Origin of the sequence: Streptomyces sp. x-19, from assembly GCF_046549115.1 — a bacterium.
GTDB lineage: Bacteria > Actinomycetota > Actinomycetes > Streptomycetales > Streptomycetaceae > Streptomyces > Streptomyces albulus_C.
Genome location: NZ_JAJPWK010000020.1, coordinates 87,479 through 100,295 on the forward strand (window position 1 = coordinate 87,479; position 12,817 = coordinate 100,295).

Annotated in this window: 6 protein-coding genes; 3 read left to right on the top strand and 3 right to left on the bottom strand. The window is 74.3% G+C overall.

All coding sequences use genetic code 11. The features are described 5' to 3' along the window. The first annotated feature begins 60 nt into the window (after positions 1-60). A complete protein-coding gene (locus ACLJT4_RS32205; RefSeq protein WP_411127706.1) occupies positions 61-1,800 on the top strand; it encodes a thiamine pyrophosphate-binding protein in 1,740 nt (579 codons plus the stop codon). Between the two features lie 10 nt (positions 1,801-1,810). Here ACLJT4_RS32205 and ACLJT4_RS32210 read toward each other — a convergent pair whose 3' ends face one another. From ACLJT4_RS32210 to ACLJT4_RS32220, 3 genes are read right to left on the bottom strand one after another with little or no spacing between them, the layout of a single operon-like run. Beyond that, positions 1,811-2,449 (bottom strand): TetR/AcrR family transcriptional regulator, encoded by a 639-nt coding sequence (locus tag ACLJT4_RS32210; protein WP_411127708.1) that lies wholly within the window; start codon positions 2,447-2,449, stop codon positions 1,811-1,813. Next, positions 2,446-4,770: a YhgE/Pip family protein gene (locus tag ACLJT4_RS32215; protein WP_411127710.1), complete on the bottom strand. Its 2,325-nt coding sequence runs from the start codon at positions 4,768-4,770 to the stop codon at positions 2,446-2,448. Before ACLJT4_RS32215 ends, ACLJT4_RS32210 begins: the two co-directional genes overlap by 4 nt. Next, on the bottom strand, positions 4,742-5,542 hold the full coding sequence (locus ACLJT4_RS32220; RefSeq protein WP_411127712.1) for an ATP-binding cassette domain-containing protein: 801 nt from the start codon (positions 5,540-5,542) through the stop codon (positions 4,742-4,744). Before ACLJT4_RS32220 ends, ACLJT4_RS32215 begins: the two co-directional genes overlap by 29 nt. 238 nt (positions 5,543-5,780) lie before the next feature. Here ACLJT4_RS32220 and ACLJT4_RS32225 point away from each other — a divergent pair, with 238 nt between their 5' ends. Next, entirely contained in the window at positions 5,781-8,621 is a 2,841-nt protein-coding gene (locus ACLJT4_RS32225) for a discoidin domain-containing protein (protein WP_411127714.1), read from the top strand. Between the two features lie 121 nt (positions 8,622-8,742). After that, complete coding sequence (locus ACLJT4_RS32230) at positions 8,743-12,810, top strand: ABC transporter ATP-binding protein (protein WP_411127716.1); 4,068 nt, start codon at positions 8,743-8,745, stop codon at positions 12,808-12,810. The last annotated feature ends 7 nt before the right edge of the window (positions 12,811-12,817 follow it).

A 12,817-nucleotide genomic window follows, 5' to 3' on the forward strand; every position in this document is an offset into this window, starting at 1 on the left:
CACCGCCCCGCGCCCCGCCGGGCGCCGATCGACCCCGACGAGACGGAAGAGAGCACCACCATGAGCACCACCCCGAACCCCGGCCCGACCCCCGGCCCGACCCCCGATGCGGACGCTGCTGGCACCCCGGCGCACCCCTCGCCCCGCACCGGCGGTGACCTGGTGATGGAGTCGCTCGCCGCGCTGGGCGCCGACACCGTCTTCGGCCTCCCCGGCCAACACGCCCTCGGCCTCTTCGACGCGCTGCGCCGCGCCCCGGGCGTGCGGTACGTGGGATTGCGGACGGAGAACAACGCGGGCTTCGCCGCCGACGCCTACGCCCGGACCACGCACCGGGTCGCCCCGCTGCTGGTCTCCACCGGTCCCGGCGCGCTGCTGACGCTGCCCGCGCTCCAGGAGGCGGCCGCCGGTTCGGCCGCCGTCCTGGCCCTCGGCAGCCAGGTGCCGGTGGCCGGGCTCGGCGGCGGCCGCCACGGCTACCTGCACGAACTCCCCGACCAGGCGGCCGCGTTCCGGGGCGTGGTGAAGTCCGTGCACACGGTGCGGACGGCGTCGCAGATCCCGTCCGCGGTGGCGGCGGCGTGGGAGTCGGCGGTGAGTGTCCCGCACGGGCCGGTGTGGCTGGAGATCCCGCAGGACGTGCTGCTGGCGCCGGTCGACGTCCCGCCGGTCGTCGAACTCCCGCTCCAGGTGCAGGAGCTGCCGCCGCGGCGGGAAGTGATCGTGGAGGCCGCCCGGCGGCTGGGGGCGGCCCGGCGGCCGGTGATCCTGGCCGGCGGGGGCGTCGTGCGGGCCGGGGCGGAGGCGGAACTACTGGCGCTGGCCGAGCGGCTACGGGCGCCGGTGGCGACCACCTTCGGGGGCAAGGGTGCCTTCCCCTGGGAGCATCCGCTCTCCCTCCAGTCCTGGTTGGAGGACCGCCACACCACCGACTTCCTGGAGGACGCGGACACGCTCCTGGTGGTCGGTTCGGGGCTCGGCGAACTCTCCTCGAACTACCACACCTTCCGGCCGCGCGGCCGGGTCGTCCAGATCGAGGCGGACCTGGGCAAGTTGGAGTCCAACCACGCCGGGCTGGGCATCCACGCGGACGCCCGGGCGGCGCTGGCGGCCCTGCTGGCCGAGGTTCCGGAGGGGCGTCCGGTGGGGGCGCCGGCCGCCGACGGGCCCGAGGACGACGGGCCCGAGATCGCCGTGGCCGCGTTGCTGGCCCGGGTCCGCGACCGGCTCGACGGCCAGGGGCTGGCGGCGGAGCGGGAGATCCTCGCCGCGGTGCGCGGGGCGCTGCCCGACGACGCGGTCAGCTGCTGGGACATGACGATCCTGGCCTACTGGGCCTGGTCCGCGTTCGATGCGCGGGGGACCAACGCGCTGCACTCCGCGCAGGGCGCCGGCGGCCTGGGCTACGGCTTCCCGGCGGCGCTGGGCGCGGCAGTCGCCGACCCGGGACGACCGGTGCTGGCGGTCTCGGGGGACGGCGGCGCGATGTACTCGCTCGCCGAACTGGCCACGGCCCGCCAGTACGACCTGCCGGTGACCTGGCTGATCGTGGACGACGGCGGCTACGGCATCCTGCGCGAGTACATGACCGACGCGTTCGGCGCGACCACCGCCGAGGCCACCGAGCTCACCCGGCCGGACTTCGTGGCGCTGGCCGGGTCGTTCGGGGTGCCGGCGGTCCGGTCCACCCCGGAGCGGCTGGGCGCGGACCTGGCCGCGGCGCTGGCCGCCCCCGGTCCGTCGGTCGTCGTCCTGCCCGCGCGGCTGCGGATGTTCGCCCCCACGCACCTGACGGCGTGAGGGCGCCCGATCACGCCCCGACCCGTCCCTGCACCAGCTGGGCGAGCGCGGCGTGCACCTCGTCGACCGACCGCTCCGGCTGGAACGACTGCCAGTCCAACGCGGCGACCAGCACCATCCCGAGCAGCGCCGAGGCGGTCAGCGGCACGTCGAGTTCGTCGCTGAGCTCCCCGCCGTGCACGGCGTCCCGCAGCACCGACTCGACGACCGCCAGGGCGCGGCCCCGTACGGAGGTGAGGGTGGCGCGCCAGGTGCGGTTGGTGCGCCAGAGCTCGGCGACGTAGAGCTGGGTGAGGGCGGGGGAGCCGGCGATGAAGTCCAGGCCGGCGCGGATCATCGCGTCGAGCGCGTCGACCCGGGTGCCGCCGTCGGCCACGGTCCGGTCGGCGGCGGTGCGCAGGGAGGCGGCGAGCAGGTCGACGCCGTCCCGCAGGAGTTCCTCGTAGAGGACGTTCTTGCTGCTGAAGTTGTAGTAGACGGTGCCCTTGGCGACGCCGGCACGCTCGGCGATCTCCTCGACCGTGGTGGCGGAGAAGCCCTGTTCGGCGATGAGGATGACGGCGGCGTCGAAGAGCCGCCGCCGGGTCGACGTGCGGCGGGGGGCGGCGCCGGCGACGGCACCGCCCCCCTTGCCGGAGCGGCTGCTCACAGGCTGAGCTCCGGGTGCAGGTCCTTCATCCGCACGACCTGGCGGCTGCGCGCCGCGAGGGCGGTGAGGGCCAGCGCGCCGAGCGTGAACGCGGCGAGCACGATGCTGCCCTGCCAGACGACGTCCAGGTCACCACCGGTGATCAGCCGGCGCAGGCCGTCGACGACGTAGCTCATCGGCAGGAACGGGTGGATCGCCGAGAAGAACGCCGGGCTGGTCTGCACCGGGTAGGTGCCGCCCGCCGAGGTCAGCTGGAGCATCAGGATGACCAGCGTCAACACCCGGCCCGCCGGGCCGAAGAAGGCGCTCAGCAGCTGGATGACGGCGGTGAAGCAGGCCGTCGCCAGCATCAGGAACCCGATGGTGGCACCCGCACGGTCCATCTCCAGCCCCAGCGCCCAGTGCAGCACGGCCATCAGGGCCAGCACCTGGACGACGCCGATGGCGAAGGCCGGCAGCCAGGAGCCGAGCGCGATCCGCCAACCGGGCGCGCCCGCGGCCAGTGCCCGCTTGCCGAGCGGCGCCAGCAGCATGTACGCGACCATCGCGCCGACCCAGAGGGAGAGCGGGATGAAGTACGGGGCGAGGCCGGTGCCGTAGTTGGGCGCCTTGTGCATCGACTTGGTGGCCAGCTTGACCGGGTCGGACATCACGTCGGTCCGGTCGTCGCGGTCCTTCTTGTCGTAGTCGGGGATCTTGGCGACCCCGCTGTGCAACCCGGTGGCCAGCTGGTTGGCGCCGTCCTTGAGCTTGTACAGACCGCCGCTGAGCTGCTCGGCGCCGTCGTGGGCGGTGCCGAGGCCGTTGTGCAATTGGCCGGCACCGTTGGCGAGGTCCCCGGCACCGTTGGCCAACTGGCCGGCACCGTTGGCGAGGTCCCCGGCACCCTTGTGCAACTGGCCGGCACCGTTGGCGAGGTCGCCGGCTCCGCTGTGGAGCTTGCCCGCGCCGTTGGCGAGGGTGCCGAGACCGCCGGCGAACTGGCTGGCGCCCTGGGCGAGCTGGTGTGCACCGGCGTTCAGCTGGTTCAGCTTGGCGAGATCGCCGTCCGCGTTCTTCACGAGGCCCGGCACCTGGTCGACGACCATCTGGGCGCCCTTGCGAACCTCGCGGAGGTCGGCGCGCATCTGGCCCAGGTCGATCTGGCCGATGGCGTTCTTGAGCTTCTCGATCCGCCCGGCGCTGTCGGCGGCGTCGGCCGCGTTCGCCTTCATGGTCGCGCAGTCGGTGTCGGTGCTGCCGCCCGTGCATCGCTTCTCATAGAGCGACTGGTTGTTGTCGGCGGTCTTCCGTGCCTGTGCGGCGGTGCTGTCGGCGTCGGTCAGATTCCCGAGGATGTCGTCGAGCACCTGGGTGACGTGGACGACAACCTGCGCGCCCTTGGCGATCTGCTCGCCGTGCTTCTTCAGGTACGGCAGGTCCTCGCGTGCGATGCCGTCGACCTTGTCGACGAGCTCCTGGGTGCCGTCGGCGACACGGCGCGCTCCGTCGCTGAGCTCCTTGGACTTGGCGGCCGCCTGCGCGGCGCCGTTTTGGAGCTGGCCCGCGCCGTTGCTGAGGTCCCCGGCGCCCTTGTCGAGCTTCCCGGCGCCGTTGCTGAGGTCCCCGGCGCCCTTGTCGAGCTTGCCCGCGCCGTTGTGGAGGTCCCCCGCCCCCTTGTCCAGCTTCCCCGCGCCGTCGTTCAACTTGCCCAGCCCGTCGGCCAGTTCGCCCGTCTTCTCGCGGGCGGTGCCCAGGCCGTCGTTGACCTTGCCGGCGCCGTCGGCGGCCTTGGCGGTCTCGTCGTGGAGGTCGGAGAACGACACGAAGATCTTGTCGAGGAACGCCCGGCTGGACTTGGACGACGTCTTGGCGCGGATCTCGGAGAACACCGTCTTGGAGATCGAGCCGACGATGTAGTTGTTGGCGTCGTTGGTGCGCACCTGGAGGGCGCCGGTCTGCGGGTCGTCACCGCCGCTGGAGGCGATCTTCTCGCTGAAGTTCTTCGGGACGGTCAGCGAGAGGTAGTAGTCGCCCTTCTCCAGGCCCTTGGCGGCGTCGGAGGCGCTGACCTCCTTCCAGTCGAAGGTCTTGCTGTCCTTGACGTTCTTCGCCAGGTCGGCGCCGGCGGTCAGCTTCTTGCCGTCGGAGGTGGCGCCCTGGTCCTCGTTGACCAGCGCGACCGGGATCTTGTCCAGCCGGCTGTAGGGGTCCCAGAAGGAGCAGAGGTAGAGCGCTCCGTACAGCAGCGGGATGAGCATGAGGGCGACCAGGCCAAGGCGGGGGAGCTTGCCCCGGCCGAAGCGCCTCAGCTCAAGCGCGGCCAGTCTCGGCGAACGCATGCGCCGCTTCCTCCTCGTGGGTGTCGTGGGTGTCGTGGGTGCCGCCGGTGGCGGGGGAGTCGGTGGTGTCGGTGGTGTCGCGGGTGGCAGTCGCACCGGTGGTGACGATCAGGGCGTCCGCCGGGGCGTCGGAGGCGACCGCGACCACGGTGGTGCCGGCCAGCGCCACGTCCCGCAGCAACTGCCAGGCCGTGGCGCGCTCTTCCGCCGACAGCTTCAGGTCGAGGTCGTCGACGGCCAGCAGGTGCGGCTGGTGCATCACCGCGAGCGCCACCGACAGCCGGAGCGCCTCCAGCCGTTCCAGGTCGCGCACGCAGGTCCGCAGGCCCTTGGGCAGGGTGTCCGGGTCGAGGCCGGCGGCCGCCAGGGCGGCGTCCACCACGGCCCGGGTGGCTTCCCGGCGGCGGCTGCCCCAGAGGAACGGGGCGCCCCGGCGGCCCAAGAGGGCCTGTTCCCGGAGGTGTTCGGCGACGGTGAGGGCCGGTTCGAGGTCGGCGACGCCGGGCACGTGCGCGAGTGCGGTGCGCCCGCGGACCGTTCCCATCCGCTTCGGCAGCGGGAACCCGGCGACCGTGGCGTGCCCCTCGGTGATCCGCATCCGGCCGGTGAGCGCGAGCAGCAGGCAGGTGCGGCCGGAGCCCGACGGGCCCCGCACCGCGATCAGCGCCCCCGGGTCCGCGGTGAGGTCGACGCCTCTGAAGGCCCAGCCGCGTGGGCCCTTCACTCCGATGCCCCGGGCGTTGACGGCCGCGCCCTGGCGGGTGGTCTCCACAGCCCCTCCTTTTGATCTGACTGGTCAGTCTAAAAGTGTGCCGTACGCATGCCCGTATTGACCAATCGAGGGCTTTGCGACGGCCGGAAAGCGACGGTCACGGCCGGAAAACGCTGAATCTCCCGGGAAACCAGTGACCCGAGTGGCTGTCGGCCCATAGGGTGCGCAGACGTCGGGCAGCGCCGAGGCTGGGTCCGTGCCTCAGCGCGCGGCACCGGCCGCACGGGGACGGAGAGCCATGGACCACACGCAGCGGACACCGCGGCAGGGCGACCGGAACGCCGGCGGGCCGCGCCCGGAGCCGCCCGCCGCCCGGCGCAGCGGGCCCCGCCGCCCGCGCGGACCGCTCGCCGCCCTGCTCGCCGGCACCCTGCTCGCCGCCCTCGCCCCGGCCGCCGCCCCGCCCGCCGCGGCGGACCCCGCGCCGGACGCCACCGCGCCGCCCTCCTGCACCACCGACGGCTGGGCCCCCACCGCCACCGCCATCGACCCCGAGGACAGTCACCACGCCTACGTCGGCAACGGCTACCTCGGCCAGCGCGTCCCGCCCAACGGCACGGGCTACGCCGCCCCCGGCGGCACCACCGGCTGGCCCCTGAAGACCCCCGAGTACGACGGCTCCTTCGTCTCCGGCCTCTACGCCAAGGGCCCGGCGAACCTCCAGGGCCGCCAGGCGATAGCCGCCCTCCCCACCTGGACCACCCTCGACGTCACCACCGGCGGCCCGCACCCCGACACGTTCTCCTCGGCCACCGCCCGGGGCCGCATCAGCCACTACCGCCAGACCCTCTCGCTGCGCTGCGGCTTCGTCCGCACCGCGCTGACCTGGACCGCCGCCGACGGCCGGGTCACCGACCTGGTCTACGACGTGCTCGCCGACCGGGCCGACGCGCACACCGCCGCGGTCCGCCTGCGCATGACGCCCCACTGGAGCGGCGAGACGACCGTCACCGACACCCTCGACGGCCGCGGCGCCCGCCGACTGCGCCCCGCCGGCCCGGCCCCGGGCGCCGACGGGAAACGGCCCGGAACGGTCGCCGTCGGCTTCCGCACCGACGGCACCGGGACCGCGGGCACCGTCGCCTCCACCCTGCGCGCCGGGCCCGACACCCCGGACGCCCGCCCCGCCCCGCGCGCCGCGGCGCCCCGCCCCGGCGCCGCCACGGCCGAGGCCCTCACCGCCCACCAGGCGCTGACCCTCCCGGTCCGCCGCGGCCACACCTACGAGCTGACCAAGTACGTCGGCGTGGACACCGCCCTCACCTCCCGCGCCCCGCGCACCGCCGCCGAGACCGCCTCCCGGCGGGCCGCGGACTCCGGCTGGGCCGCCCTGGCCGCCCGGCACCGCGCCGCCTGGCAGGAGCTGTGGCGCAGCGACATCGAGGTGGCCGGGCAGCCCGAGCTGCAGTCCTGGATCCGCTCCGCCCAGTACGGACTGCTGGCCTCGACCCGCGCCGGCAGCGCCAACAGCATCGGCCCCACCGGCCTGACCAGCGACAACTACGCCGGCGAAATCTTCTGGGACGCCGAGACCTGGATGTACCCGGGCCTGCTGGCCACCCATCCCGACCTCGCCCGGTCCGTCGTCGACTACCGCTACCGCACCCGCGACGCCGCCCGCGCCAACGCCCGCCGCCTCGGCTACCGGGGGCTCTTCTACTCCTGGACCAGCGGCAGCACCGGCGACCTGTGGACCGAGTGCCACAGCTGGGACCCGCCGCACTGCACCACCCAGAACCACCTCATGGGCGACATCTCGCTGGCCGCCTGGCAGTACTACCTCGCCACCAAGGACACCGCCTGGCTGAAGTCCCGCGGATGGCCCGTCCTTGCGGGCATCGCCGACTTCTGGGCCTCCCGCGCCACCCGCAACCCCGACGGCAGCTACTCGATCAAGAACGTCGCCGGCCCGGACGAGTACAGCAACGGCGTCGACGACGCGGTCTTCACCAACGCCGGCGCCGCCACCGCCCTGCGCCACGCCACCCGCGCCGCCGCCCTCCTGGGCGAACCGGCCCCCGCCGCCTGGAAGACCGTCGCCGACCGACTGCGGATCCCCTACGACGGCACCAAGAAGGTCTTCGAGCAGTACGCCGGGTACAAGGGGACGACCATCAAGCAGGCCGACACGGTGCTCCTGATGTACCCGCTGCAATGGCCGATGACCCGGCAGCAGGCCGCCGCCACCCTCGACTACTACGCGGCCCGCACCGACCCCGACGGCCCGGCCATGACCGACTCGGTGCACGCCGTCGACGCCGCCGCCCTGGGTGAGCCGGGCTGCGTCACCCACACCTACCTCCAGCGCGCCATCAGGCCGTTCGTGCGCGGACCGTTCGCGGAGTTCTCCGAGGCCCGCGGCGCGAAGGCCGGCGCCGGCGACCCGCACGCCGGCCGCCCCGCCCAGGACTTCCTCACCGGCAAGGGCGGCTTCCTCCAGGTCTTCACCCACGGCCTGACCGGTCTGCGCTTCGACGAGGACCGGGTGCGCCTGGACCCGATGCTGCCGCCGCAGCTGGCCGCCGGCGTCACCCTGCGCGGCCTGCACTGGCAGGGCCGCACCTTCGACGTCGCGCTCGGCGCCCACCAGACCACCGTCCGGCTCACCGCCGGCCCCGCCCTGCCGCTCGCCACCCCCGAGGGCGACAAGCTGGTCAGCAGGGGCGTCCCGGCCGTCCTCAAGACCCGCCGCCCCGACCTCGCCGCGACCACCGACGTCGCCCGGTGCGCCACCGCCACCGCCACCTCCGAGGAGCCCGGCCTGTACGCCGGCGCCGCGGTCGACGGGAACGCCACCACCGCCTGGGTCCCGGACGCCGCCGACGGCACCCTCACCGTCGACCTGGGCCGCACCGTCACCATCGGCCGGATCACCCCGCACTGGACCGCCACCCGCCCGACGTCCTACGTCGTGCAGGTCTCACAGGACGGCCGGCACTGGACCGGCACCGGCTACGCGGGCCGCAGCCCGGCCCGGTACGTCCGGATCGTGGTGCACGGCGCCACCCGGCCCGGACCCGGTGGCAAGCCCGCGCCCCGCCCGGGCCTCACCGAGCTGGAGGTGACCCGGGCGCCCTGACCCCGGCCGCCACGGAGTGGCCGGTTCCCCCGGCCCGGGCACCGTGAATTGTTGCGGCGGGATGAAATCCGCCGCCCCGCGTGTTGGCCCCGTGCGACAGACGACGCACGGGAGGCATCGGGTGGCGGGGACGGACAGGGCACGACAGGGCTGGGCACGGCGGCTGAGCCGGGACTGCTGGCGGTACCGCAAGGACGTCCTGCTCGCGCTGGGCGCCTCGCTCGTCGGGATGGGCGTCACGGCGCTCGTCCCGCTCATCCCCAAGTTGATCATCGACGACGTGGTCGTCCGGCACGATCGGGCGCTGGCCCCCTGGGCCACCCTGCTGGTCGTCGCCGCCGTCGTGGTCTACGTCCTCACCTACTTCCGCCGCTTCTACGGCGGCCGGCTCGCCCTGGACGTCCAGCACGACCTGCGCACCCGCATGTTCGACGCGATAGCCCGGCTCGACGGGCGGCGGCAGGACGAGCTGAGCACCGGCCAGGTCGTCGGCCGCGCCACCAGCGACCTCCAGCTCATCCAGAGCCTGCTGTTCATGCTCCCGATGATGATCGGGAACGTCCTGCTCTTCGCCGTCTCGCTGGCCGTGATGGCGGTCCTGTCGCCGCTGCTGACGGTCGTCGCGCTGGCCGTCGCACCGGCCCTGTGGATCATCGCCCGCCGTAGCCGCGCCCGCCTCTTCCCGGCCACCTGGTACGCCCAGGGCCAGGCCGCCGCGGTCGCCTCCGTCGTGGACGGCGCGGTCTCCGGCGTCCGCGTCGTCAAGGGCTTCGGCCAGGAGGAGCAGGAGACCGGCAAGCTGCGCGAGGTCGGCCGCCGCCTGTTCGCCGCCCGACTGCGCACGGTCCGCCTCAACGCCCGCTACACCCCGGCCCTCCAGGCCGTCCCCGCGCTCGGACAGGTCGCGATGCTGGCGCTCGGCGGCTGGATGGCCACCCGGGGCCACATCACCCTGGGCACCTTCGTCGCCTTCTCCACCTACCTCGCGCAGCTGGTCGGCCCGGTCCGGATGCTGGCCATGATGCTCACCGTCGGACAGCAGGCCCGCGCCGGCGTCGAGCGGGTCTACGAGCTCATCGACACCGAGCCGACGATAACGGAGCACGAAGGCGCCCACGCCCTGCCCGCCGACGCCCCGGCGACCGTCGTCTTTGACCGGGTCACCTTCGGCTACGGCCCCCACCACGCCCCGCCCGCCGGCAGCCAGGACGGCCGGGGCCGCCAGGACGCCGCGGCCGGTGACGGCGAGGGGGCGGCGACGCCCGCGCCCCGCCCCGTGCGCCCCATCCTCGACGACTTCTCGCTGCGCATCGACGCCGGCGAGACGGTCGCCGTGATCGGCGCCTCCGGCAGCGGAAAGTCCACCGTCTCCCTGCTGCTGCCCCGCTTCTACGACGTCACCGCCGGCCGCGTCCTGGTCGGTGGCCACGACGTCCGCGACCTCACCCTGGAATCGCTGCGCGCCGCCATCGGACTGGTCCCCGAAAGCAGCTTCCTGTTCTCCGACTCGATCCGCGACAACATCGCCTACGGCCACCCCGAGGCGACCGACGCCCAGGTCCGCGCCGCCGCCCGCGCCGCCCAGGCCGACGGCTTCATCGCGGAACTGCCCCAGGGCTACGACACCAAGGTCGGCGAACAGGGCCTGACCCTCTCCGGCGGCCAGCGCCAACGCATAGCGCTGGCCCGCGCCATCCTCACCGACCCCCGGCTGCTGGTCCTCGACGACGCCACCTCCGCCGTCGACGCCCGGGTCGAGCACGAGATCCACGAGGCGCTGCGCGGCGTCATGGCCGGCCGCACCACCCTGCTGATCGCCCACCGCGCGTCCACCCTGGCGCTCGCCGACCGGATCGCGGTCCTCGACGACGGCCGGCTCGCCGACCTCGGCACCCAGGAGGAGCTGGCCGAGCGCTGCGCCCTGTACCGCCGCCTGCTGACCGACCCGGAAGAGCTGGGCGACGTCCCGCACGACCCCGCCGGAGCGGCCGGCCTCTTCGACGGCGAGTACGCGGCGTCCGGGACGACCGGGCTGCTGGAGCCCGCCCCCGACGGCGACCGGCCGCACCCCGACGGGCCCGTCCGTCGCCCCGGCGCCCTGGTCGACGTCGAGCCGGCCGAGCCCGCCGACCGCGCCGCCGCCGCGGCCGCCACCGGCGGCATCACCCCCGAGCTGTGGGTCCGCCGCGAGCAGGAGGCCGAGGCGGGCGCCGCCGGCACCGCCACCCGCGCGGCCACCGCCGCCGGCCCCGGCATCGCCGCCGCGACGGCCGGCAGCCCCGCCACCCCCGAACTCCTCGCCCAGGTCGCCGCGCTGCCCCCGGCCACCGACGCCCCCGACGTCGACGAGGCCGCCGCGGTCCGCCCCGAGCCCGCCTACGGCCTGCGCCGGCTGCTGCACGGCTTCGGCCGGCCGCTCATGCTGGCCCTGCTGCTGGTCGCCGTGGACGCGGTCGCCTCGCTGCTGCTGCCGGTCCTCATCCGCCAGGGCATCGACGACGGCGTCCGGCGCGGCATCCTGGCCGGCGTCTGGACCGCCGCCGGGCTCGCCCTGGCCGTCGTCGCCGCCCAATGGGTCGCCCAGATCGGCGCCAACCGCATGACCGGCCGCACCGGCGAACGGGTCCTGTACTCCCTCCGCCTGAAGATCTTCGCCCAGCTCCAGCGCCTCGGCCTCGACTACTACGAGCGCGAACTGACCGGCAAGATCATGACGCGGATGACCACCGACGTCGACGCGCTGTCCACGTTCCTGCAGACCGGCCTGGTCACCGCCGTCGTCTCGGTGCTCACCTTCTTCGGCATCCTGCTCGCCCTGCTCGCCCTCGACGTCCAGCTGGCCCTGGTCGTCTTCGCCACCCTCCCCCCGCTGGCCCTCGCCACCTACGTCTTCCGCAAGCGCAGCATCACGGCGTACGAACTCGCCCGCGAACGGATCAGCACCGTCAACGGCGACCTCCAGGAGAACGTCGCCGGACTGCGGATAGTCCAGGCGTTCCGCCGCGAGGGGCACGGCGCCGAGCGGTACGCCGCGCACAGCGACGCCTACCGCCAGGCCCGGGTGCGCGGCCAGTTCCTGATATCCGTCTACTTCCCGTTCGTCCAGCTGCTGTCGTCCGTGGCGTCCGCCCTGGTCCTGATCGTCGGCGCCGACCGGGTCGGCGGACACACTCTGACCGCCGGCGCCCTGGTCGCCTACCTCCTCTACATCGACCTGTTCTTCGCCCCCGTCCAGCAGCTCTCCCAGGTCTTCGACGGCTACCAGCAGGCGTCCGTCTCGCTCGGCCGGATCCGCGAACTCCTCGCCCAGCCCACGTCCACCCCGGCCGCCGAGCACCCCCGCCCGGTCCCGGCCCTCCGCGGCGACCTCACCTTCGACGGCGTCCACTTCCACTACGGCGACCACGACGAGCAGGCCCTGGCCGACATCGACCTCACCATCCCGGCCGGCCAGACCGTCGCCTTCGTCGGCGAGACCGGAGCCGGCAAGTCCACCCTCGTCAAGCTGGTCGCCCGCTTCTACGACCCGACGGCCGGCGCGGTCCGCATCGACGGCACCGACCTGCGGGAACTCGACCTGACCGGCTACCGCCGCCGGCTCGGCGTCGTCCCCCAGGAGTCGTACCTCTTCGCCGGCACGGTCCGCGACGCCATCGCCTACGGCCGCCCGGACGCCACCGATGCCGAGGTGGAGGCCGCCGCCCGCGCCGTCGGCGCCCATGACATGATCGCCACCCTCGACGACGGCTACCTCCACGAGGTCGCCGAGCGCGGCCGCAACCTCTCCGCCGGCCAGCGCCAACTGCTCGCCCTGGCTCGCGCCGAACTCACCGACCCGGACGTGCTGCTCCTCGACGAGGCCACCGCCGCCCTGGACCTGGCCACCGAAGCCGTCGTCAACCAAGCCACCGACCGGCTCGCCGGCCGCCGCGCCCACCCGTCGCCCGACCTTCCCCCCGCCCCCGTGCGGTCGGGGGAGGGCCCGCTCCCCGCACCGTCCGCCCCCGCGCGCACCACCCTCATCGTCGCCCACCGGCTCACCACCGCCGCCCGCGCCGACCGGGTGGTGGTCCTCGACCACGGCCGGATCATCGAGGACGGCACCCACGCCCAACTCCTCGCCCGCAACGGCCGCTACGCGGAGCTGTGGCGGACCTACAGCGGCGAGGAGGAGAGCCTCACCGTGTGAGCGCGGC